Genomic DNA, 23568 nt, shown 5'->3' on the forward strand with positions numbered 1-23568 from the left:
ATCATATACATTTTTATTTCCTTATAAACCGCACGCAATACTCAAAAAGCGGTGATCATGATTTATGTAAATGTCATTTTTTAATCATGTCATCTAAGCGATTATTTACATTATTTTATTCATAAAAAATACATCATGAATAAATCGAATATAGACCTGTTTAATGTTTAACATAAGAAATTAAAGATAATAAAAAATCATCCCAAAGGATGATTTTTATAAAAAAATTTAACTAATTGTGCGGAATATATATCAATGCCTAAGCACATTCTTGTTGCTGATAAGCATTGGCATAATGAGATAAATTAGGACGATTTAAAACTTGGCTAATATTTTGACTGGCATGCATTAAAGCATCGAGTTGAATTCCGGTTTCGAAACCTAATTTTGATAGTAAATAATATAAATCTTCTGTTGCAACATTACCCGAAGCTCCTTTGGCATAAGGACATCCTCCTAAACCAGCAATAGAGGCATCGAAACTGCGTATTCCCTGTAACAGTGACTGATAAATATTGGCTATTGCCATACCATAGGTATTATGAAAGTGACCAGCAAGCAGGTTTAAATCTATTTCATCTTGGCATGCTGTTAATAATTGTTGTACACGATTTGGAGTTGCTGTACCAATTGTGTCACCTAATGAAACCTCATAACATCCCATATCCAGTAAAGCACGGGTAACTTTCACCACATGATGCGGTGCAATTGCACCTGCATAAGGACAATCAATTACACAGGAAACATAGCCACGAACTTTAACTTGATGTTGCTGAGCAAGCTGTAAAATATCTTTGAATTTCGCTAAACTTTCTTGGATAGAACAATTAATATTTTTCTGGGTAAATTGTTCAGAGGCAGCAGTAAAAATAGCAACTTCACGGCATCCAGCAGCAAGTGCCGCATCAAATCCCTTTAAATTTGGCGTAAGCAAACTAAATTGTATTTCTGGTTGTTTAGGCAGGCTCTGTAATAATAGATCACTATTGGCCATTTGTGGAACCCATTTTTCAGAAACACATGAACCAACTTCAATATTTTTTAAACCTGCCTGAATTAAATCTAAAATCAGATTGCGACGTTGCGTTAAACTTAATGGTTGTTTTTCATTTTGTAGTCCATCACGAGGCCCAACTTCAACAATTTTAACAAAATCACTCATGCAACCTCCTCCGTGAATGGCTGTAATTCAATGAGCTTATCACCAGATTTGACTTGATCACCATGCTGGTAATAAGCATTAGTAATAATGCCATCATGTGGCGCACGTATCGCATATTCAATTTTCATTGCTTCTAGTGTCATCAAAATATCGTTCTTTTTCACGCTATCTTGTGCCGTAACCAATACTTGTGTCACTACGCCAGGCATTGGGGCAACCAATTGATGTTCTGTTTGCTCTTCTTCGATTGAATTAAAGTGATGCTCTGTAGTATCAAAACAATAGCGTTGCCCCGCATGAAACAGCGTAATACCTTGTAGCGTTTTATTAAAATATAAAATTGATTTTTGTGAATTAAATTGTACTTGTAAACGATGTTGATCAAGTAAATTGGCTTCAATATGGAGCTGCTGCTGATTAAAATTAGCCACTATGCCTTGTGGTGAGATATTAAAATCAACTTTAATATTTTCATTTTGATAACTTAATACAACAGTATAATTGGCATATTGATTTAAGCGCCAAAAGTGTTTGTTCTTCCAGACAGGATGATGCGATATCTGGGATGTATTAATACGCGAAAAAAGTTCAATTAATGCAGCAGAAACGGCTTGTTGCGTGGTTAAAGCTGATTTTTCAGGTAAAAGAAATTTTTCTTCACGTTGAATCAAATTGGTATCAAGCTGTGCTGTTTTAAATGCATCACAACGTACAAGTCGATCTAAAAATGCAATATTATTGCCTACACCATCCACATGAAATTGACTTAAAGCATGGTGCATTTGTGTTAAAGCTGCTTCACGATTTTCGCCCCACACAATGAGTTTGGCAATCATCGGATCATAATAGGTACTAATTTCATCGCCTTCGATAATACCACTATCAACACGGACACGATCATTTTGTGTAGGATAATGTAAATAGCTAATTTGACCAATGGCAGGTAAAAAATCATTTTCAGGCTCTTCAGCATAAATACGTGCTTCAAGCGCATGACCTGTAATAGTTAATTCATGTTGTTGTTTGGGTAGCGGCTCACCACAAGCCACACGTAATTGCCATTCAACTAAATCTACCCCAGTAATCATTTCTGTCACAGGATGTTCAACTTGTAGACGCGTATTCATTTCCATGAAATAAGCGTTACCATTTTGTTCAACAATAAATTCAACCGTACCTGCACCAACATAATTGACTGCACGTGCAGCATTGATTGCAGCATCACGCATCGCTTGTAATTTATCTTCTGGCATATTTGGTGCAGGTGCTTCCTCAAGCACTTTTTGATGACGACGCTGTACTGAGCAATCGCGTTCAAAAAGATGAACATAATGACCATATTGGTCACCAAAAACCTGTACTTCAATATGACGAGGCTGTACAACATAGCGCTCAATTAAAACATCATCATTACCAAAACTAGCACGTGCTTCACTCTTACATGAAGATAATGCTGCTAAGAATGATGCGCTGTCTTCGACCAAACGCATACCTTTACCACCACCACCCGCACTGGCTTTAATTAAGACAGGATAACCGATCTGGTCTGCTTGCTGTTTTAAGAATTCAGGCTCTTGTTGCTGCCCATGATAACCTGGTGTGAGGGGTACGCCTGCCTTTTCCATCAGTGATTTGGAGGTTGCTTTTAACCCCATTGCCAAAATAGCCTCAACAGGAGGACCAATGAAAACAATATGATTATTTTGACAAGCCAAGGCAAATTGATCATTTTCTGATAAAAACCCATATCCCGGATGTATGGCCTGTGCACCGGTTAATTGTGCTGCTGCAATAATACGTTCAATCTGCAAGTAGCTTTGTGCAGCAGCTGACTCACCAATATAAATTGCTTCATCTGCAAGTTTTACATGTTGTGCTTGTGCATCAGCATCTGAATAAACAGCAACCGTTACAATACCAAGTTTTTTTGCAGTACGAATAATACGGCAAGCAATTTCGCCGCGATTGGCAATTAAAATTTTTTCAAACATGATCAAATCCTTTTTATTCTGCAGTAGTTTTAATCCAAGCGGGCGTTTGTTTATTAAGAAAGGCATTAAGGCCTTGTTTGGCTTCATCTCCCTGACGAATATCGGCAATATGCTGTGCTGTAAATTGAAGTAATTGTATATTCAGTTCATGTTGACTGACCATTTGAATCAGTTGTTTTGAAGCACTTTGTGCCAAAGGTGCGCCTAATAATAAGCTATCGACCAGTTGTGCAATGGTGCTATCAAGCTGTTCGATGGTTGTCACTTCATGTACCAAACCTATATTTTTAGCGTGTTGTGCTGAAATTCGTTCAGCGGTTAAAAAATAACGTGAAGCCTGACGTGCACCAATAGCACGGATCACATAAGGACTAATGGTCGATGGAGCCAAACCTAAACGAACTTCAGAGGTTGCAAACTGAGCATCATCTGTGGCGACACAAATATCACAAGCCGCTGCTAATCCCATACCGCCACCAAAAGCAATGCCTTGTACACGTGCAATTGTTGGCTGTTTTAAGCTTGCTAAACAATGTAACATTTGTGCCAGTTTAAATGCATCTGCTTGATTTTCCTGTACCGATGCAGCACCTGCTTGTTTCATCCAATTTAGATCTGCACCTGCAGAAAAGTTTTTACCCCGACTGGCTAAAATGACCACACGAATATCTGGATGTTGATGAAGAAATTGAAAACAGTGATACAGTTCTTCAATCACTTCAGTATTAAATGCATTATGCCGCTCAGCACGATCCATCCATACGGTCATGACTTGATCTTGTTGTTCGAGTTGTAAAAATTGATAGTTCATTGCAACATTCCTACATCCGGAAAAGACCAAATTTGGTTGGCTGAATTGGTGCATTTAATGCACTGATCAAGCTAAGACCCAAAACCTCACGTGATTGTACTGGATCGATAACACCGTCATCCCATAAGCGTGCTGAAGCATAGTAAGGATGGCCTTGGCGTTCATATTGTTGCCGAATAGGTTGTTTAAACTGCTCTTCTTCTTGATGAGACCATTGCTGACCTTTATCCTCGATTTGATCACGTTTAAGGGTGGCCAATACACTTGCGGCCTGTTCTCCCCCCATCACAGAAATTCGTGAATTTGGCCATGTCCACATAAATCGTGGTGAGTAAGCACGGCCACACATGCCATAGTTACCCGCACCAAATGAACCACCAATGACTAAAGTTAATTTAGGGACGTTGGCCGTTGCAACTGCAGTCACTAATTTAGCGCCATTTTTTGCAATACCATCATTTTCATACTGGCGTCCCACCATAAAGCCAGTAATATTCTGTAAGAATAATAATGGGATATTACGTTGAGCACAGAGCTCAATAAAATGGGCTCCCTTTTGTGCTGATTCTGAAAATAAAATACCGTTATTGGCAATAATGCCAATTTTGATTCCATATAAAGTTGCAAAACCAGTGACTAAAGTGGTACCAAAGCGAGCTTTAAATTCATCAAAACGAGAACCGTCTACAATACGGGCAATAATTTCACGAACGTCAAAAGGCTTTCGGGTATCGTGGGGTACAATGCCATAAAGCTCTGTTGCATCAAATAATGGTGCCTCAATATCAAGCGCCATAGTGGTGTGCTGTGGTTTGATATTTAGATTGGCAACAATATTTCGTGCAATCGCCAATGCATGTTGATCATTTTCTGCCAAGTGATCAGCAACACCCGATAAACGGGTATGTACATCGCCTCCACCAAGATCTTCACTACTGACGATTTCGCCTGTGGCAGCCTTGACCAATGGCGGACCACCAAGAAAGATTGTGCCTTGATTACGGACAATAATTGTCTCATCAGACATCGCGGGAACATATGCTCCTCCAGCAGTACAACTGCCCATGACGACGGCAATTTGTGCAATACCCTGACTCGACATCCGTGCTTGATTATAAAAAATACGGCCAAAATGATCACGATCTGGAAAAACTTCATCTTGTAAAGGAAGATATGCTCCACCTGAATCGACTAAATAAATACAAGTTAATTGATTCTGTTCGGCAATTTCTTGAGCACGTAAGTGTTTTTTAACTGTTAATGGATAATAGGTTCCACCTTTGACTGTTGCATCATTGGCAATAATCATACAGGTCACACCATTAACCTGTCCGATACCGGCAATGACACCTGCTGCTGGAATATCATCAGCATAAACTTGGTACGCGGCCAATTGACCAATTTCTAAAAATGCTGTGCCAGGATCAATCAATTGATTAATACGATCACGAGGCAAGAGTTTGCCACGGCTTAAATGCTTTTGACGTGCAAGCTCTCCTCCACCCAAAGCAATATGTTCAACTTTTGCTCTCAGATCGTCGACCAAGCTAAGCATGGCTGATTGATTGGTTTTAAATTCATCACTACGCGTGTTAATTTTACTGTGAAGTTGATTCATGCTGGACTTCCTTGTAATAGCAATTTATGCAGTTTCATTAAATAATTCGCGGCCAATCAGCATGCGTCGGATTTCAGAAGTACCAGCACCAATCTCGTATAATTTCGCATCACGCCATAAACGTCCTGCGGCAAACTCGTTGATATAGCCATTGCCACCTAAAATTTGGATCGTTTCACCGGCCATCCAAGTGGCTTTCTCAGCAGCATATAAAATGGCACTTGCCGCATCTTTACGTAAACTACGTCGATGATCCGATAAATCACATTCGCTTCCCACGGCATAAACCAGTGCCTTACATGCAAGCCATGTTGAATACATATCTGCAATTTTGCCTTGCATTAACTGAAATTCACCAATGGCCTGACCAAATTGTTTACGATCATGGATGTAGGGAATCACCAAATCCATGCAGGCATCCATAATCCCGAGTGGCCCAGCACTTAAAACAGCACGTTCATAGTCTAAGCCACTCATCAAGACTTTAACGCCATGGCCTACTTCACCTAATACTTGGCTTTTAGGAACTTTGACGTTATCAAAGAATAATGGATAGGTATTAGAACCGCGCATACCCAACTTATCTAAATGACTCCCATGACTAAAGCCATGCATATTTTTCTCAATAATGAATGCGGTTAACTGGTTAGATTGCAGATCTGTTTTTGCATACACCACTAAAACATCTGCATCACCACCATTGGTAATCCACATTTTCGAGCCATTCAGCACAAAATGATCACCCTGATCTTCAGCCTTAAGCTTCATACTGACAACATCTGAACCTGCATTCGGTTCAGACATCGCTAAAGCGCCAATATAATCACCAGAAACAAGTTTTGGTAAATAACGTTGCTTTTGTGCTGTGCTACCATTGCGGTTAATTTGGTTAACGCAAAGATTGGAATGTGCGCCATAAGACAATCCAATTGCTGCAGAAGCACGTGAAATTTCTTGCATCGCAATAATATGGGCCAAATAACCAAGATTAGTACCACCATATTCCTCACTTACTGTTAATCCAAGTAGGCCCATATCACCGAATTTTTTCCAAAGCTGTGCAGGAAATTTATTATCTTGGTCAACTTGCTGTGCAATAGGTGCAATTTCCTTTGCACAAAATACTGCAATTGAATCACGTAAGGTGACCAATGTTTCATCCAAACCAAAATTCAGGCTTTGTAAATTCATTTCTTCATCCAATTTGAGGTTATATTTGTTGTTTCCAAAAGTACATGTGGGTACCTGCTTTCCAACATACAACGAAAATTGAAAAAAGTGAACTTAAATTCACAAAATGATTTACAATTCATTTTATCTAGCTGAGAATACAAATATGAGTTATAAAAGATCATCATTGATGCAAGAACGCATGGAACAAAATCGTTTAGCGATTTTACAATCTGCACGTGAATTAATTGCTCAGGGCGGTTTTAAAGAGGCATCAGTCCAAGCAATTGCTGACCGTGCGGGCGTTTCGAGTGGTTTGGTGTATCGCTACTTTAAAAACAAAAGCCAGATCTTAATTGAAGTATTGTCGGAAGCTATTCGTTATGAGATTCGTATTATTAATCACATTAGTGGTTTAGATTTATCGGCAAAACAGAAATTGAAAAAATCTGTTACAACTTTTGTCAAGCGTGCCATGAATAGCCCACAACTTGCTTATTCATTGATGTTTGAACCCACTGATCCCGAAATTGAACATGAAAGATTTCGCAGTAAGCAACTCATCAAACAAAGTATTAAAGAAATTCTAGCGGAAGGAAAAACTAATGGTGAATTTGAGTTTGAGGATTTAAATACCGCAGCTTTAGGGGTGGTTGGTGCAATGACCTATGTGGTGATTGAACCATTAAATCCTTCTCGTGATGTGATGTTTGATCAAAAAAATAAGGACTATTTTGTCAAACAAATTGCCGACTTTTGTGTTAATGCAGTAATTAACTAATGAATTAAAAGGAGATATTTAGAGCGTGTATTGATTCAACAAGGGCAAAGTTGACAAGGTCGTCATCGGTAAAAACAATAGTGTAATAATCAAAATTACAAAGAATCAAGGAGTGTTTCGATGCAGCCAGTACAGTTAAGTTATGCATATGGCGCCAGTAGCCAACCTTTATTAGGCATGACGATTGGCGAAAAATTTGATCAGGCATGCCAACAGTATGCTGATCACGATGCAATTGTGAGTGTACATCAAGCGATACGGTTAAGTTATCGGGAGCTACAGCAACAGGTCAATGCTTTTGCCTGTAGCTTACTTAAATTGGGTTTTGAAAAAGGCGATCGTTTGGCGATTTGGTCCCCCAATTGCGTCGAATGGACCATTACTCAATTTGCTGCATTTAAAGCTGGGATTATTTTGGTGAATTTAAATCCAGCCTATAAGCGTAATGAATTAGAATATGTTCTAAATAAAGTATCCTGCAAAGGGGTGGTGATTGCATCACAATTTAAAAGCAGCAACTATTTGGAGACTTTAAAAAAAATAGCACCAGAGATTGAATACGCTGATCATAAAATTTTGGCTGCAGCTAAACTTCCCCACTTAAAATATGTGATTCAGATTGATTCGCAACAACATCAAGGGATATATCGGTTTAGTGATTTACTGACTGCACCAAGTTTGGCTGAACTAGAGTGCCTACAACAGCAAGCCAGCCAGCTACAATTCGATGATACCATCAATATTCAATTTACCTCTGGGACAACTGGAAGTCCTAAAGGAACTATGTTGACACATAATAATATTCTCAATAATGGCTATTTTGTTGGCGAATCTATTCATCTTCAGCCCCAAGATCGTGTCTGTATTTCAGTACCACTTTTTCATTGTTTTGGTATGGTGATGGGGAATCTGGCCTGTATTACCCATGGTTCAACAATGGTTTATCCATCCTTTGTTTTTAATGCCTTAGATACCTTAAAGGCAATTGAGCAAGAAAAATGTACTGCCGCTTACGGTGTTCCAACCATGTTTATTGCCATCTTAGAGCATGAACAATTTAATGATTTTGATTTATCAAGCTTAAGAACGGGCATTATGGCTGGAAGCCCATGCCCTAAAGAGATTATGCAACGTGTGATGGACCGTATGCATATGGCAGAAATTACCATTTGTTATGGCATGACAGAAACAGCACCGGTCAGTGCACAAAGTTCAACCGATGACTCCATCGAACAACGTGTTACCACGGTTGGTCGTGTTCATCCACATCTTGAAGTGAAAATTATTGATGAATGTGGACGTGTTGTACCACGTGGTCAGCTTGGAGAGCTTTGTGTACGAGGCTATTCAGTAATGCTAGGTTATTGGGAAGATCATGATAAAAGTCATGAAGTGATTGACCATGCACGATGGATGCACACAGGTGATATTGCTGAGATGGATCAAGCTGGCTATATTCAAATCAAAGGTCGTATTAAAGATATGGTGATCCGTGGTGGAGAAAATTTATTTCCTAAAGAAATAGAGGACTTTCTATACATTCATCCAGCAGTATGCGAAGTACAAGTCGTCGGAGTGCCTGATCCAAAATACGGTGAAGAACTCTGTGCTTGTATTATTTTACATGAACATCATCAATGTACTGCTGAGGAAATTCGTCAGTTTTGTATAGAGCATATTTCTCATAATAAAGTTCCTAAATATGTTCAATTTTTAACCGAATTTCCAATGACAGCTTCTGGAAAAACACAAAAGTTTAAGTTACAAGAATTTATGCAAAAGCAATTAAATCTGCAACAGAGTGCTTAAACTGAAATATAAAACTACGGATGAGTTAAACTTATCCGTAGTAATCTATTTTGTATGCTTTGAATCATGTCATGTAATGACTTATCTAATGATGATTAGAGTTAGATCTAATACGACAGTATATTTTGACTAAAGTGAGAGCCTCGATTATGGCAAAAGATTTTCAAAATAAAGTAGTGGTCGAAAGGTATGATGATCATATTCGAAAATTAATTCCAGGTTATGAATTGGTTCATCAACAAATCAATGCCATTTTAACCACATACTTAACACAGTCTGCACATATTTTAGTGGTCGGTTGTGGTACTGGATATGAATTAAGTTATTTATTACAACAGCATCCGAATTGGACTTTTACAGCTGTTGATACTTCCTTAACGATGTTGCAACAAGCTCAACATAATCTATTGAACGATCAAAATCGTGTTGAATTTATTCATGCAGATATTTGTGATATTCCATTAACCGCACAGTTTGATGCAGCGATTACGATTTTGGTTGGACACTTTATTGCATATGAACATAAAGCCAAATTTTATCAGGCAATTTTCAACCAACTAAAAACTTCAGGTTACTTGTTGACCTATGATTTAATGTTGGCACCTGATCCACAAACATTAACGGTTATACAGCATTTGGTTCAACACATCGGTTTAAGCCAACAGCAAAGTCAAAAAATGCTTGATCGTTTAAAAGATGATTTTCAATTGCTTGATATTGAAGAGTTTCAGGATTATATGATTAATGCCGGATTTAAAAATATAAGAAGTTATTGTCAAATTATCGATTATTATGGTTTTTTGATGGAAAAATAATCACTATCTAACAGGTGTCAAGATACCGATAATATGTCAAGTCAGTGTCATGATCGGTTAGTATAGTCATTTTATTTTTAAGAACATTATATTTATGTCTGATTTGACGATCCTTTCACAACGCATTCCTAAATATATTGCAATACGTGACGCAATTGCACATCAAATAGAATCCGGACAATTGACTCAACAGATGAAATTACCTTCCGAACGGCTCTTAAGTGAACAATTTTCAACCACACGTGTTGCAGTAAGAGAAGCTCTGCTGGCTTTAGAAATGGATGGTCTTATTTATCGTTTAGATCGTCGAGGATGGTTTGTTCGCGCACCACGTATTATTTACCATTTACAATCAACAAAAAGTTTTAATCAATATGTTCAAGAGCAAGGAGGAATTCCTGCAACCGAACTAATTTCTGCCGAATCTGTCGCAGCGACAGAATGGGACGCAGCACACCTTCATATTGATGTCGGTGATGAGGTTTATTCAATTTGGCGTCGTAGAAGTATTAATGGTCGTCCTGCTGTCGTTGAACATTTAAGAATTAATGCAAAACTTTTCCCACACTTTCTAACACAAAACTTACAAGACTCTATTACGCTATTAATGGCAACAAAATATCAACGTCAATTAACACGTGCCCATATTAATTTATATCCAACCGCATTTTCTGAACAACAGGCAAAAGCATTACATGTCAATGTCGGCAGTATGGGCTTATATATTTGTCGTACCAACCGCGATCAAAATGGCATGATTACCGATGTTGATCAGGAATACTGGTTACATGATGTCCTTGATTTACATTTTGAGGCACAAAACAATACGATATCTTAATCATTTTACTGTGCTTTTTAGTTTAATCTGGTTTAAACCAGATTAATCAAATTGTCATAAATTTTTGTTGAAATAGCATCTATCCAAGAATTGCATTCATTAGGAATGTCAGATGCGTCAGTATTTAAATCAGCAAAAAAAGCCTATCGCTTTGCTCGCAAGCAGTGCATTGTCTGCATGGATAAGCGTTGGATGTAGCACCAAATCGACTGTCGGCGAAAATGAGCAAATTACCGTCTATACCGCTGTAGAAGCCGATCAACTACAACGTTATAAATGGGCATTACGACAAGCTTATCCAGAATTAAAAGTAAGATGGGTACGAGATTCTACAGGAGTAATTACCGCAAAATTATTGGCTGAACAAAAAAATCCGCAAGCCGATGTGGTCATGGGTGTTGCTTTAACCAGTATATTGATGATGGAACAAAACAATATGCTGCAACCCTACAAACCAAAGTATATTGAACAACTTAAAACAGATTTTTATAGTCAAAAAGATATTCCGACTTGGACTGGTATGACCGCGTGGGAATCTGCCATTTGTGTAAATACCTTTGAACTAAAAAAGAAAAATCTCCCAATACCACGCAGTTGGAAAGATTTAACCTTACCAATCTATAAAGGCATGATTGTCATGCCAAATCCTGTTTCTAGTGGAACGGGTTATTTAGATGTAACTGCATGGATGCAGCTTTTTGGCGAACAACAAGCATGGAATTATATGCGTGCTTTAGATCAAAACATTACTCAGTATGTTCATTCTGGATCTAAGCCCTGTAAAATGGCGGCACAAGGTGAAACCTTAATCGGAATTTCATTTGGTTATCCTGGTTATAAATTAAAAGCACGTGGCGCACCACTTGAAATTATTTATCCTAAAGAGGGATTAGGCTGGGAAATGGAAGCATCAGCCATTATTAAAGGCACAAAAAAACTCACCAGCGCACAAAAATTTATTGATTGGACTGTCAGTCAGTCTGCCAATCAAGTCTATGCACATAATTTTCCCATTGTGGCACATCAAAAAGTCACTAGCCCGAACCCTGACTTTGATCAAAATTTATCGACAAAATTAATCAAACATAATTTTTATTGGGCAGCAACACAGCGTGAAAAAATTTTAAAACAATGGTCAGCACAGTTCGAACACTAAGCTGTAAATCATTTTAAACCCGATGATATCACTCTATTTAGGCACATTATGCAAATTCCACTTCACTTACAACAAGTCTTGCCAGAAAAAATGACTAATCTTTCTGCAGGACATTTACTTTCTACATTAAAAAGCTACTCAACTCATCAGGCAAAAACGATTCTTGAAGTTATTGATGTACAGAAATCTTTTGCACAAAGTACCGTTTTAAAACATATTAATTTAGCCTTAAAAGAAGGTGAGTTCGTTAGTTTTTTAGGTCCATCTGGCTGCGGAAAAACCACATTATTACGTATTATTGCTGGATTGGAACAACCGGATTATGGTCGAATAATTAAACAACAACGTGATATTACTCAATTGGCAACAGCCAAGCGTCAATGTGGTTTAGTTTTTCAAAATTACGCTTTATTTCCCAATTTTACAGTGGCGGAGAATATTGCATTTGGTCTAGATAAAAAAAATTGGTCTAAGCAACAGATTACAGCACGAGTTAATGAACTATTACAACTGATAGAATTACCACATCTGAACAATCATTATCCTAATCAACTTTCTGGCGGTCAACAACAGCGTGTGGCTTTGGCACGTGCTATTGCACCTCAACCTGATATTTTATTACTAGACGAACCACTATCCGCTTTGGATGCTTTAGTACGTCTAAATTTACGTCAAAAAATTCGCATGATTCAGCGTCAGTTAAACCTTCCCGTGATTATGGTGACACATGATCAAGAAGAAGCACTGAGTATTTCAGATCGTGTAGCCGTCATGAATCAAGGTGTAATTGAACAATTGGATACACCGCATAATATCTATTATCAGCCGCAAACACGCTTTGTCGCAAACTTCATTGGTAGCATGAATTTTATAGATGCGATTGCGGTGGATAAACATCGTTTGAATATTGCACAAGACTATCATCTCGACATGCCGGGAATACAATTTGCACAGCAAGAACGTCTAGAAATCGCATTTCATCCAGAAAGCGCTCAACTTTTATTTGAAAATCAACAACAAAGTGGAAAATTAAACCTCGCTGTACGTATTTTAAGTATGGAATTTTTGGGTGCAAAACGTCGCTTATTTTGTACCTTACACACCCATGATCAGGCCACAACATCAGCTTTAATCTTACAAGTTGATATTGAAAATCAATACTTTTCTACTTTAGCAGATGAAATGTGGTTACAAATCCCATGCAATGCATTGCATATTTTTGATATGCAAGGACGTGCAAGATGTTAAATTCAACCACGGCAAGTGCTGTACTTAAACATAAAATATATCAAAGGCCACGTTATGCGTTAGGATCAAGTATGGTGTTGTGTTTTGCAGCATTTTTTCTGACCTTATGTTTAATTGTCCCCCTTTTAATATTATTACAAAGTGCATTTTTAGATGAAAATCAACAGTTTATTGGTTTAGAAAATTTTAAAATTTATTTTTCTAACCCTGCCTTAATTTCATCTATTTTTCATTCATTATCTATTGCATTATCCGCAACACTAATCACGGTAATATTGGCAAGCATATATGCATTTGCCTTGATCAATACGCAGATGAAAGCAAAAGCATTTTTCAAAACAGTGGCTTTTTTACCCATTTTAGCACCTGCGATTTTACCGGCATTGGCTTTAATTTATTTATTTGGTCAGCAAGGTGTTTTTAAAGATCTTTTGGGTAGCTTAGAAATTTATGGTCCTTTAGGAATATTAATTAGTTATTGTTTTTGGTTATTCCCTGCCATGGTCATGTTAATGAGTACGGCTTTTCGTAATATTGATCAACGTTTAATTGAGGCTGCGTATGCATTGGGTAAAACGCCTTGGCAAACTCAATTTGTAGTGATTTTACCTGCAATACGCTATGGCTTAATTAGTGCATGTTTAGTGGCATTCACCTATGTCATCACTGATTTTAGTATTCCCAAAGTTATTGGTGGATCATTTAATATGATGGCTTTGGATGTATATAAACAAATTATTGGCCAACAAAATATCAGTATGGGTGCGGTCATTTCAATATTGCTATTATGCCCAGCACTGTTGGCTTTTATGATTGATCGTTATCAACGGCATCGTCAACAACATACTCAATCTTCACAGACCCAGCCTTACTATATTGCAAAAAATCACAAGCTTGAAACATTATTTACCGTATTTTGTAGTATTGTTGCCACAGCAATTTTATTAATCATTATCACCGCATTTCTTGCATCTTTTATTCGTTATTGGCCTTATGACTTATCTTTGACATTCAGCCATTATCGCTTTGATTATGTCGATGGTGGCGGTTGGCCTAGCTATTTTAATTCCTTAAAATTGGCATTCTGGACCAGTATAATCGGTACCAGTATGATTTTTATCATTGCTTTATTTACAACACGTTTTAAAGCACATCCCCTACTTAAAAACTATGTGCAAATGTTAGCCTTATTGCCTTTAGCTGTACCCGGATTAGTATTAGGAATTGGCTATATTTTATTTTTTAACCAACCAGAAAATCCGTTATCGATACTATATGGCGGTATGACATTATTGGTGCTCTCTACGATAATTCACTATTATAGCGTCCCACATTTAACCTTTAGTCATGCCATTCAACAAATTCCAGATCAATTAGATCATGCAGCTCAAAGCCTGAATATTTCTCATTGGAACATGTTAAGAAAAGTCTATTTTCCGTTGACTTTACCTGCATTATGCGACGTATCAGTGTATTTATTTGTCAATGCCATGACCACTGTTTCTGCAGCAATTTTCTTATATTCACCAGAAACAAGTCTTGCCTCTATTGCGGTACTTAATATGGATGATGCTGGCGATACTGTGGCTGCCGTTGCAATGAGCATTTTAATTCTAGCAACGTCTTGTGGCATTAAATTATTACATTGGTGCTTAACACGAAAAATGCTGCAATCTAGCCAACGCTGGCGTGAACCCTACCATTAAGATTTAACACCTTAAACAATAACTTTTATCAATGGTTTGCTTAGGCAGACTAGGGACTAACACATGTTTAAAATAACCCAATATGGAATATCAATATGAACAGGATAGATACAGATCTGATTGTAGTTGGAGCTGGAATTTTAGGTTTATCTGCAGCAATTCAAGCTGCAGAGCAAGGCTTAAGGGTTTGTCTTTTTGAAAAAGATCCACACGCAATTGGTGCTACACGACGTAATTTCGGTATGGTTGGTATCTCAACCTTAACCCGCCCTGATACAAAATGGCGGCAATATGCATTGGAAACTTGCCAATTTTATCAACGTATCCAAAATCAACAAGATATTTCTTTCCAGCAACGGGATGGCGTGTATTTGGCCAACACAGAATTAGAATGGCAAGTGCTTCATGAATTTTCTCAAGTTGCGCCTGATTATGCGATTGCCGTGACTTTATTGAATCAACAGCAATTAAGACAACGTTGTCCTTATTTAAATGTAAATGCTGGTATTCGTGGTGGATTATTGTTTCACGCAGATTATTCCGTTGAGCCTGAGCTTATCACTGATCGCTTATTAGATTATGCACAGCAATTAGGTGTCAAGATTTATCACAATGCATGTGTGATTCAAACACGTTCAGAACAAGGTAAGGCAGTCATTCAGCTGGCATCTGGTCAATGCTATACAGCAGCAAAAATCTTTATTTGCCATGGTGAGATCAGTCAGATTCTTTATCCAGAGGTATTAAAAAAATTAGGACTATTGCGTTGCAGTTTACAAATGATGCTGACGGAACCACTGCGGTATTCTCTCCATGCCTCTTTATATTCGGGCTTATCAATCTCACGTTATCCTGCTTTTGAAATTTGTCCTAGTCATAGCGCATTAATTGCTGAATCACAACAAGGCGTGGTGAAGGATTATGGACTGCACATTTTAGTCAAACAGAATCAGTATGGCCAACTTATTTTAGGGGATAGCCATGAATACCGGACACTTGATCAAGCCAAACAGTTTAATCAACGAGAAGAAATCAATCAGTTTATTTGGCAATATTGCCAGCAAAAAATGGGCCTCATGTTGCCCAAAATCACATCACGTTGGAATGGTTACTATTTAACTCATCCAGATCACTTAGCCAGTGTGATTGAAGTTGAACCTCATATTTTCTTGATTAGTGCCATTGCTGGAAAAGGAATGACAACTGGTGCAGGTTTTATGAAAGAAATATTAGAAACGTATATTTTATAAGCATAATGTCATCTGGTTTAAACCAGATTGATTTATACTACATTTAATCTATTCAAAAGTGATCTTGTTATGAATGCCCAAATTGAACTTGATAACCCATATATATTGCTTACACCAGGTCCACTATCAACCTCGAAAAATGTCCGTCGTGTTATGCAACGGGATTGGTGTACATGGGACAAAGAATATAATGATTTGGTAGAGGAAATTCGACAACGACTGGTTGCTTTAGCCACAGAGCAAACTGAAGACTATAGTGCTGTTTTAATGCAAGGTAGTGGCAGTTTTTCAGTAGAAGCAGTTTTAGGATCGGCAATAGCACCGACTGGAAAAATTTTAATTATTAATAATGGTGCTTATGGCGCGCGTATGGTGCAAATGGCACATCGTTTAAATATTGACGTCGTGGAGTTACGTTATCCTGAAACACAGACACCCGTTTTATCAGAAATAGAAACAGCTTTATTAGATCAGGATATTACTCATGTTGCTTGCGTACATTGTGAAACAACGACAGGCTTATTAAATCCTATTCAAGAAATTGGCCAACGCGTAAAAGCGGCACAAAAAGTGTGGATTGTTGATGCCATGAGTTCATTTGGTGGAATCCCTATGGATATCGCCCAACTAGATATCGATTTTCTTATTTCAAGTGCCAATAAATGTATTCAAGGTGTACCTGGCTTTGGTTTTATTATTGCCAAACGTCATCAATTACAAGCATGTCGGGGACTAGCACGCTCTGTAAGTTTAGACCTATATGATCAATGGCATACCATGGAACAGCACGCGGGTAAATGGCGTTTTACTTCTCCTACACATGTGGTTCGTGCTTTTTATCAAGCACTCTTAGAGCTCGAACAAGAAGGTGGAATTGCGGCACGTTATCAACGTTATGCTCGTAATCAGCAACAATTGTCTATTGGTATGCAAGCATTGGGTTTTGAACTGGTTTTACCTGCTGATAGTGCCCAATCCCCAGTAATTACGACATTTTTATACCCAAAAGATCATCAGTTTAATTTTATGACGTTATACAACAATTTAAAACAAGCTGGTTTTGTGATTTATCCAGGTAAAGTGACCGATCTCGACTGTTTTCGAATAGGCAATATTGGTGAAGTTTATCTAGAGGATATTCAACGTCTTGTTACCGCTATGACAGCCTACTGCCAGCATTAAATAGATGCATTACTCAATAAATAAATATTTTAGGACAATATCATGACCACGACTAATACCGTATTACAAGCCGTTATTTTTGATTGGGCTGGAACAACCGTAGATTTTGGTTCTCGTGCACCGATTCTGGCTTTTATGGCACTGTTTGCCGATAATCATGTGACGATTAGTATCGATGAGGCCAGAGCACCAATGGGTTTAGAAAAACGCGATCATATTGCAGCAGTTCTCAATATGCCTCGAGTCGCAGCAGCTTGGCAAGCCATATATGATCGTGCTGTTACTGAGGCAGATATTGATCGTTTATATCAAGATTTTATTCCCTATCAACTTAAGACGATTCCACAATGTTCACAGCTGATTCCCGGTGCAGTAGCTGTATTTAAAGATATTCGTGATCGTGGTGCTAAAATCGGCAGTAATACAGGATATGCAGCGATGATGATTGAGCAATTAGTTCAAGATGCAGCAGCGCAAGGCTATATACCAGATTGTATTATTACAGCCAGTGATGTAAAACATGGACGACCATATCCAGAAATGCTATGGAAGAATTTAATTGCACTGGAGGTATCAGACATTAAAGCCGTGGTTAAAGTCGATGATACTGTTGTGGGCATTGAAGAAGGCTTAAATGCTGGATGCTGGACAGTCGCCTTGGCTGTGAGTGGTAACGAGGTGGGTTTAAGTTATCCAGAATGGATCAGCTGTTCTGAATTAGAACAGCACACGTTAAAAACCAAGGCTTATACAAAAATGCAAACTTCTGGCGCACACTATATTATTGATACTATAGCTGATTTACCACAGGTTCTGGATGATATTCAGCAACGTTTGCAACAAGGTGAAACACCTTAGTTTGCCTTTTTCCTGAACATGACTCATCACTTTTGATTGAAATCAATTTATCCAATCAACGAGACTGCGATCCACTTTGACTTCCTCACCTCCCTAAAATGGAGGTGATTCCTACTGTTAGACGCTTAAGCCCAAGCGCAAGTATGTTCTTAGCACGATTTAAATCCCGTTGATTGGAACTTAAGCAGTTTTCACATTCCCATACTCTTATTCGCAAATCTGCTCTACCTTTCGGACTGCTTGCGGTGATCTCACCACAGCACGAACACATTTGGGTTGTGAAACTTTCGTTGACTTCCTCAAACATGAGATACCGTCTTGGTAGTCAATCAGGTTTTGAGATTATTCGACCACTAAATAATCTCTTTGATAGGCAGTCTGATGTTTTAAAACGCCATAACACAGATGTATAAGCTTGCGCATTGCAGCACCTAAAGCACACATTTTATTTTTACCCTGGCTTAATAATCGTTGATATAAAGCTTCAATGTGTGGATTATATTTAATCGCTGTTAATGCCGACATATACAATACTGAGCGTATTTTACTGTCACCTGCTTTTGATAAGTGACTTTGCTTGTTGACTGAACTGCCAGACAACTGATGTACTGGAACCAAACCTACATATGCAGCAGCTTGACTTGCTTTTTCAAACTTGTGCGAATGAAATAACCCCAACAGTAATAAGCCTGATCGTTCACCGATTGAAGGAATAGTTTGCAGTAATTTCAAATCCTGTTTCAATGTTGGATCTTGATCTATGTGATTATTTATTAACTTATCAATATGTTCAAGTTGCTGATTTAAATACTCAATATTCTCTTCAAATAATTTAATCACAACAACGGAGGTATGAGTGGACTGCGCCTTTTCAAGTCGATTCTTTTCCTGCAATAGACTACCTAGATAGATATCTCGTCTGCCTAGTAAAGCTTTTAATAATCTGACATTTTCAGGTTCAGGCTGCCATATGATTAACTTTGCGGTGTAACCATAACGTGAAAGAGCTTCACTATCAGCTTTATCCGTTTTATTTAGCATGGACATGCCTTTGGCAAAGGCTCTTACTCGTGAAGGATTAGCCACACAAACCTTTACACCTGCATCATATAGATAATATCCCAAATTCTCATGATAAACCGAAGTCGCTTCCATGATTGCTGTCACTTGATCAGGTTCAATTTTAAGAGTGATGAGCCATTTGAGCAGACTGCCAAAGCCACTTTCTGTATTAGTAAATATTTTATTTTTTCTTTTTCCAGTCAAACCTTGAGGGAAAATGCAACAATCTATTTTGGTTTTACTGACATCAATACCTAGCATAATCATAGTGATATTCCTTGAGTTTAAGCTATGATTTTTATCCCATTAACCATCATCTTACCTTGTGAATACAGCATCAAAGTGCTTAGTTACCGTTCAGAGTTGTATGAGGGATAAGGGCAAATTGTAGGTTTTATCTCAGGTTCAAATTTAAGATTTTAGCAGCACTCCAAACTCTACAATTTGCGTATAGTGGTAGCTAATCACTATATCAATCAAGATACAAGTAGCACTGCTACGCAAGGGCGTTCTCGCATTTATACTTGAGCATTGTTTTGAATGCTGAAAACCCTGTATCTAAAACAGATTTAGCCATTTTAGTTTTTACAAGTTTTTTAGCACTCAGGTTGCCAACAACAATGAGTGCATTTTCTTTAACAAGCTTTGTGCTTGCTTTATGCAAATGGTCTTTACGACAATTTGCAATTTTGGCGTGTAATGCACGTACACGTTTTTTATTCTTTGTTCGTTGAGCAAGACCTAATTTCTGCTCATATTTTCGATAGAATTTAGGGTTTGAAATCACTGTACCATCAGAACAGGTAGCAACATCCTTTAAGCCTAGATCAATACCAATTGATTTAGCTGCAGTTGCACTTGGTTTATCTTGTTTAGGTGAATCAACAACAAGGCACACGTACCAACGCCCACGACTGTCCTCAACAAATGAGCCTGTTTTAACGCTGTATTTGCTTAAGCCGTAGCTATCCCATATTTTGATTTTTTGCTTGTTATACTCAACATATCCATCAGCATATTTTATTCCTACTTTCTTGAATGGTATCCATCCAAGTGATCTTCTTGCTGACTTCTTGTTACTAACACGCCAATTCAGCTTTGCTTTTTTAAATTGCTTTCTACGAGTGACTAATTCAGCAGAAATAGCCTGAATGGTTTGACTGTGCAAACCACATTCTTTTGATGTGCCTTTTGTGTATTTGTCAATATCGTAGGCTGAGAAGAATTGATCTGTTCTTTTTAGGTGTTTAAAACTCAAATCATTCACATAGTTCCAAACAAAATTTACCTCAGATGCTAATTGGTCTATTATGGAAAATCAAGAAATAAGATCAGGTCGTCATTGTGTTTTTAATATGCACGTTCACTTGGTCTTTGTAACCAAGTATCGAAAAAATGTTTTCACCAAAGATATGCTTAACGCCATGAAAAGCATGTTTGAGAAAGTGTGTGCTGATTTTGAAGCTGAATTAATTGAATTTAATGGTGAAGATGATCATGTTCACTTGCTAATTAACTACCCTCCAAAAGTTGCTGTTTCAAATTTGGTGAATAGCTTAAAAGGTGTATCTAGTCGCCATATTAGAAAAGAATTTCTTGAAATTAAAAACAAACTCTGGGGTGGCTCTTTATGATCGCCAAGTTACTTTGCTTCAAGTTGTGGTGGTGCGCCTTTGAAAATAATCAAACAATATATTCAAAATCAGCAGGGCTGAAATACCTGAAATTTACCTCCACCCTGACTGTCGGGTGGAGTCTTCTTTCACTGGTAGACAGAAACCTTAGGCGGATAATCTAGAAGCAGGTAAACAGGTTATCAATCGTTCATGAGCATATCAACTGCTTTTTCAGCAATAGCAACTGTTGGAGCATTGGTATTAGCACTTGGTAATGTCGGAAATACTGAACAATCAATTACTCTTAACTTTTTAATGCCATGTACTTTTAAGTGAGTATCTACCACTGAATTATATGGACTTTGTCCCATACGACATGTTCCAACGGGATGATATGTCGTTTTACAAGTCTCACGGACAATTTTTTCAAGTTTGTGCCAATCATTACGCTCAATCTGCTGATCAGGGGCAAAAACTTCTGCAACCAAGGTCTTTAATCCTGGTTGTGCTAATAAATCCAGTCCAAATTGCGTTGCATAAACTCACCCTTTTGACCTACTCCCACCACTAAACGGCAAGCCGTTATAGTGGGGGAGTCTTTACGATCTGTACATATTTAGAATCTGTACCTTTCGACATTGCACTTGCACCGACAAATATCGCAATGTAGGAACTCTTTATACCGTACTGCGTCCCAGTACATCGGCTAATGCAAAGTTGCGGATATTCACGGCTGCATTGACATCTCTGTCATGTACCGTGTCACAATCTTTACATGTCCACCAACGAATAGGTAAGGGCATTTTCTCGGCTGTGTAACCACAATGCGAACACACTTTAGAACTGGGCACAAATGAACTGCACCCTGAAAATTAGACTAAAAGCATCCAACTTTCAGGGTGCAGTTTATATCGCCCAATCTTTAATTGACTTAATATCAGATAAACTGTAGCAATTTGCTACACAAAAAACTGATTCATCTTTTAACAATTACGCACTTTTCATACGGCCAGTATCTTCAAAATTAGCATGCCATGATAATGCTTCTTTTAAAATATGTGGTGTTTGCCCACCCTGTTGGCAAGCACGGTTAAAATAGCTGAGCAATTCAGCTTTATAACTCGGATGTGCACATAGCTCGATCACTTTGAGAGCGCGTTCACGAGGTGCTAGACCACGTAAATCTGCCAGACCTTGCTCCGTCACTAAAACATCAACATCATGATCAGTATGATCCGTATGACTGACCATTGGGACGACAGATGAAATAGCTCCCCCCTTAGCAATAGATTTGGTCACAAAAATTGCAATATGAGCATGACGTGTAAAATCACCAGAACCGCCAATACCATTCATCATTTTCGTGCCAGCAACATGAGTTGAATTTACATTACCGTAGATATCAAACTCCAACGCTGTATTAATCGCAATAATACCTAAGCGACGAATAAGTTCAGGTGTATTTGAAATCTCCTGAGGGCGCAGCATAATTTTATCTTTATATTGATCAAAGTTATTCATTACACGCGCAAAACATGGATCTGTTAAGGTCATTGAACTGCCTGAAGCAAATTTCATTTTCCCCGAATCAATTAACTGGAAAGTACAATCTTGTAAAACTTCCGAATACATTTCTAAATCATGAAAATTAGAATGTTCGAAACCAGAAAATACTGCATTGGCAATTGATCCAACACCTGATTGTAGTGGTCCTAAATTTTCAGGCAATCGTCCAGCAGCAACTTCTGCTTCAAAAAATTGAATCAAATGCTGTGCAATTGCTAACGTTTCTGCATCTGGCTCATCCATAGCAAATGCACTATCTGGAATATCATTAAAGACAATGGCTGAAATTTTATCTGGATCTACTGGAATACCAATAGTCCCAATACGATCACTAGCTTTAACTAAAGGGATAGGGCCACGATGCGGACGCTTTTGTGGTATATAAATATCATGTACGCCCTCTAATATAGGATTAATAGTATTGTCAATTTCAATAATTACCTGATCTGCCATTTCAATAAAATTGGCTGAATTACCACATGATCCGGTTGGAATAATCAGTCCGTCTTCAGTAATTGCTGTTGCAGCAATTACTGCAACATTAATTTGAGGTAAATTATGATGACGAATATTATCGGCCATTTCAGATAAGTGCTGATCAATATACATAACTTCACCAGCATTAATCGATTTTCTTAATCCTGGATCTGCTTGGTAAGGATAACGACGTATAATTGCACCTGCTTCATTTAAGCGACCATCAATGCGATTACCTAAACTCGCGCCAGTCACCAAGGTAATGCGTAATGGATGATTAACAGCATGATTCGCTAAAGTCAATGGTATTGTTTTGGCTTCACCTGCTCCCCCAAAACCACTTAAACCAACAACTGCACCATCTTGAATTAATGTAATTGCTTGTTCTGCCGATACCACTTTATCACGTAAAGAATGTAAACGAATGCGGTCTAAATCATTCATAATATAAG

The 23568-nt window shown here is 38.0% G+C and carries 19 protein-coding genes and 3 pseudogenes; 11 read left to right on the forward strand and 11 right to left on the reverse strand.

Going from position 1 to position 23568, the window contains the following annotated elements:
• Window positions 1-259: 259 nt before the first annotated feature.
• The 5 genes from QSG86_RS00460 to QSG86_RS00480 are packed head-to-tail and all read right to left on the reverse strand — an operon-like array spanning window position 260 to window position 6773.
• Window positions 260-1162, reverse strand: a complete 903-nt coding sequence (locus tag QSG86_RS00460; RefSeq protein ID WP_317032844.1) for a hydroxymethylglutaryl-CoA lyase — start codon at window positions 1160-1162, stop codon at window positions 260-262.
• Entirely contained in the window at window positions 1159-3153 is a 1995-nt protein-coding gene (locus tag QSG86_RS00465) for an acetyl/propionyl/methylcrotonyl-CoA carboxylase subunit alpha (RefSeq protein ID WP_317032843.1), read from the reverse strand. Before QSG86_RS00465 ends, QSG86_RS00460 begins: the two co-directional genes overlap by 4 nt.
• Window positions 3154-3166: 13 nt before the next feature.
• Window positions 3167-3964: an enoyl-CoA hydratase/isomerase family protein gene (locus tag QSG86_RS00470; protein ID WP_317032842.1), complete on the reverse strand. Its 798-nt coding sequence runs from the start codon at window positions 3962-3964 to the stop codon at window positions 3167-3169.
• A 10-nt stretch (window positions 3965-3974) separates the two neighbouring features.
• Window positions 3975-5582, reverse strand: coding sequence for a carboxyl transferase domain-containing protein (locus QSG86_RS00475; protein WP_317032841.1), 1608 nt, complete (start codon window positions 5580-5582; stop codon window positions 3975-3977).
• 24 nt (window positions 5583-5606) lie between these two features.
• A complete protein-coding gene (locus tag QSG86_RS00480; RefSeq protein ID WP_317032840.1) occupies window positions 5607-6773 on the reverse strand; it encodes an isovaleryl-CoA dehydrogenase in 1167 nt (388 codons plus the stop codon).
• A gap of 145 nt (window positions 6774-6918) precedes the next feature.
• Between QSG86_RS00480 and QSG86_RS00485 the strand changes: the two genes are divergently transcribed.
• The 10 genes from QSG86_RS00485 to phnX all read left to right on the forward strand — a co-directional run bounded on the left by QSG86_RS00485 (window position 6919) and on the right by phnX (window position 18395).
• Entirely contained in the window at window positions 6919-7533 is a 615-nt protein-coding gene (locus tag QSG86_RS00485) for a TetR/AcrR family transcriptional regulator (RefSeq protein WP_317032839.1), read from the forward strand.
• A 120-nt stretch (window positions 7534-7653) separates the two neighbouring features.
• Window positions 7654-9342: an AMP-binding protein gene (locus QSG86_RS00490; protein WP_317032838.1), complete on the forward strand. Its 1689-nt coding sequence runs from the start codon at window positions 7654-7656 to the stop codon at window positions 9340-9342.
• A 149-nt stretch (window positions 9343-9491) separates the two neighbouring features.
• Window positions 9492-10157 carry a class I SAM-dependent methyltransferase gene (locus QSG86_RS00495; protein ID WP_317032837.1) on the forward strand — a complete coding sequence of 222 codons (666 nt, stop codon included), beginning with the start codon at window positions 9492-9494 and terminating at the stop codon, window positions 10155-10157.
• A 94-nt stretch (window positions 10158-10251) separates the two neighbouring features.
• Window positions 10252-10995 carry a UTRA domain-containing protein gene (locus QSG86_RS00500; protein ID WP_317032836.1) on the forward strand — a complete coding sequence of 248 codons (744 nt, stop codon included), beginning with the start codon at window positions 10252-10254 and terminating at the stop codon, window positions 10993-10995.
• Window positions 10996-11107: 112 nt separating this feature from the next.
• Complete coding sequence (locus QSG86_RS00505) at window positions 11108-12151, forward strand: putative 2-aminoethylphosphonate ABC transporter substrate-binding protein (protein WP_317032835.1); 1044 nt, start codon at window positions 11108-11110, stop codon at window positions 12149-12151.
• A gap of 48 nt (window positions 12152-12199) precedes the next feature.
• On the forward strand, window positions 12200-13399 hold the full coding sequence (locus QSG86_RS00510; RefSeq protein ID WP_317032834.1) for an ABC transporter ATP-binding protein: 1200 nt from the start codon (window positions 12200-12202) through the stop codon (window positions 13397-13399).
• Complete coding sequence (locus tag QSG86_RS00515) at window positions 13393-15105, forward strand: putative 2-aminoethylphosphonate ABC transporter permease subunit (protein WP_317032833.1); 1713 nt, start codon at window positions 13393-13395, stop codon at window positions 15103-15105. Before QSG86_RS00510 ends, QSG86_RS00515 begins: the two co-directional genes overlap by 7 nt.
• 95 nt (window positions 15106-15200) lie before the next feature.
• Window positions 15201-16355, forward strand: coding sequence for a TIGR03364 family FAD-dependent oxidoreductase (locus QSG86_RS00520; RefSeq protein WP_317032832.1), 1155 nt, complete (start codon window positions 15201-15203; stop codon window positions 16353-16355).
• 69 nt (window positions 16356-16424) lie between these two features.
• Window positions 16425-17537 (forward strand): 2-aminoethylphosphonate--pyruvate transaminase, encoded by a 1113-nt coding sequence (gene phnW, locus QSG86_RS00525; RefSeq protein WP_317032831.1) that lies wholly within the window; start codon window positions 16425-16427, stop codon window positions 17535-17537.
• Between the two features lie 42 nt (window positions 17538-17579).
• A complete protein-coding gene (gene phnX / locus QSG86_RS00530; RefSeq protein WP_317032830.1) occupies window positions 17580-18395 on the forward strand; it encodes a phosphonoacetaldehyde hydrolase in 816 nt (271 codons plus the stop codon).
• An 85-nt stretch (window positions 18396-18480) separates the two neighbouring features.
• Here phnX and QSG86_RS00535 read toward each other — a convergent pair.
• From QSG86_RS00535 to QSG86_RS00545, 3 genes and pseudogenes are all read right to left on the reverse strand, one after another.
• Window positions 18481-18705, reverse strand: a pseudogene (locus QSG86_RS00535) (zinc ribbon domain-containing protein); the annotation flags it as partial.
• Between the two features lie 32 nt (window positions 18706-18737).
• Window positions 18738-19724: an IS110 family transposase gene (locus tag QSG86_RS00540; protein WP_317032829.1), complete on the reverse strand. Its 987-nt coding sequence runs from the start codon at window positions 19722-19724 to the stop codon at window positions 18738-18740.
• Window positions 19725-19962: 238 nt separating this feature from the next.
• Window positions 19963-20769 (reverse strand): annotated as a pseudogene (locus tag QSG86_RS00545) (RNA-guided endonuclease InsQ/TnpB family protein); the annotation flags it as partial.
• On the opposite strand from QSG86_RS00545, the pseudogene tnpA reads away from it, so the two are divergent.
• Window positions 20768-21172 (forward strand): annotated as a pseudogene (gene tnpA, locus QSG86_RS00550) (IS200/IS605 family transposase). The pseudogenes QSG86_RS00545 and tnpA overlap by 2 nt on opposite strands.
• Before the next feature lie 101 nt (window positions 21173-21273).
• Here tnpA and QSG86_RS00555 read toward each other — a convergent pair.
• The 3 genes from QSG86_RS00555 to QSG86_RS00565 all read right to left on the reverse strand — a co-directional run bounded on the left by QSG86_RS00555 (window position 21274) and on the right by QSG86_RS00565 (window position 23560).
• Window positions 21274-21561 carry a GMC family oxidoreductase gene (locus tag QSG86_RS00555; protein ID WP_317032828.1) on the reverse strand — a complete coding sequence of 96 codons (288 nt, stop codon included), beginning with the start codon at window positions 21559-21561 and terminating at the stop codon, window positions 21274-21276.
• A gap of 189 nt (window positions 21562-21750) precedes the next feature.
• The gene (locus QSG86_RS00560) at window positions 21751-21924 is read right to left on the reverse strand and encodes a zinc ribbon domain-containing protein (RefSeq protein WP_317032827.1); all 174 of its coding nucleotides are present in this window, start codon (window positions 21922-21924) and stop codon (window positions 21751-21753) included.
• A 139-nt stretch (window positions 21925-22063) separates the two neighbouring features.
• Window positions 22064-23560: a succinate CoA transferase gene (locus tag QSG86_RS00565; RefSeq protein ID WP_317032826.1), complete on the reverse strand. Its 1497-nt coding sequence runs from the start codon at window positions 23558-23560 to the stop codon at window positions 22064-22066.
• Window positions 23561-23568 lie beyond the last annotated feature (8 nt).

The organism is Acinetobacter sp. SAAs474, from assembly GCF_032823475.1.
In the GTDB taxonomy this organism is placed as follows: Bacteria; Pseudomonadota; Gammaproteobacteria; order Pseudomonadales; family Moraxellaceae; genus Acinetobacter.

Excerpts from the sequence above, each read along its gene's own strand:
- QSG86_RS00460 (WP_317032844.1), bottom strand. The coding sequence starts at position 1,162 with ATGAGTGATTTTGTTAAAATTGTTGAAGTTGGGCCTCGTGATGGACTA.
- QSG86_RS00465 (WP_317032843.1), bottom strand. The coding sequence starts at position 3,153 with ATGTTTGAAAAAATTTTAATTGCCAATCGCGGCGAAATTGCTTGCCGT.
- QSG86_RS00470 (WP_317032842.1), bottom strand. The coding sequence starts at position 3,964 with ATGAACTATCAATTTTTACAACTCGAACAACAAGATCAAGTCATGACC.
- QSG86_RS00475 (WP_317032841.1), bottom strand. The coding sequence starts at position 5,582 with ATGAATCAACTTCACAGTAAAATTAACACGCGTAGTGATGAATTTAAA.
- QSG86_RS00480 (WP_317032840.1), bottom strand. The coding sequence starts at position 6,773 with ATGAATTTACAAAGCCTGAATTTTGGTTTGGATGAAACATTGGTCACC.
- QSG86_RS00485 (WP_317032839.1), top strand. The coding sequence starts at position 6,919 with ATGAGTTATAAAAGATCATCATTGATGCAAGAACGCATGGAACAAAAT.
- QSG86_RS00490 (WP_317032838.1), top strand. The coding sequence starts at position 7,654 with ATGCAGCCAGTACAGTTAAGTTATGCATATGGCGCCAGTAGCCAACCT.
- QSG86_RS00495 (WP_317032837.1), top strand. The coding sequence starts at position 9,492 with ATGGCAAAAGATTTTCAAAATAAAGTAGTGGTCGAAAGGTATGATGAT.
- QSG86_RS00500 (WP_317032836.1), top strand. The coding sequence starts at position 10,252 with ATGTCTGATTTGACGATCCTTTCACAACGCATTCCTAAATATATTGCA.
- QSG86_RS00505 (WP_317032835.1), top strand. The coding sequence starts at position 11,108 with ATGCGTCAGTATTTAAATCAGCAAAAAAAGCCTATCGCTTTGCTCGCA.
- QSG86_RS00510 (WP_317032834.1), top strand. The coding sequence starts at position 12,200 with ATGCAAATTCCACTTCACTTACAACAAGTCTTGCCAGAAAAAATGACT.
- QSG86_RS00515 (WP_317032833.1), top strand. The coding sequence starts at position 13,393 with ATGTTAAATTCAACCACGGCAAGTGCTGTACTTAAACATAAAATATAT.
- QSG86_RS00520 (WP_317032832.1), top strand. The coding sequence starts at position 15,201 with ATGAACAGGATAGATACAGATCTGATTGTAGTTGGAGCTGGAATTTTA.
- phnW (WP_317032831.1), top strand. The coding sequence starts at position 16,425 with ATGAATGCCCAAATTGAACTTGATAACCCATATATATTGCTTACACCA.
- phnX (WP_317032830.1), top strand. The coding sequence starts at position 17,580 with ATGACCACGACTAATACCGTATTACAAGCCGTTATTTTTGATTGGGCT.
- QSG86_RS00540 (WP_317032829.1), bottom strand. The coding sequence starts at position 19,724 with ATGATTATGCTAGGTATTGATGTCAGTAAAACCAAAATAGATTGTTGC.
- QSG86_RS00565 (WP_317032826.1), bottom strand. The coding sequence starts at position 23,560 with ATGAATGATTTAGACCGCATTCGTTTACATTCTTTACGTGATAAAGTG.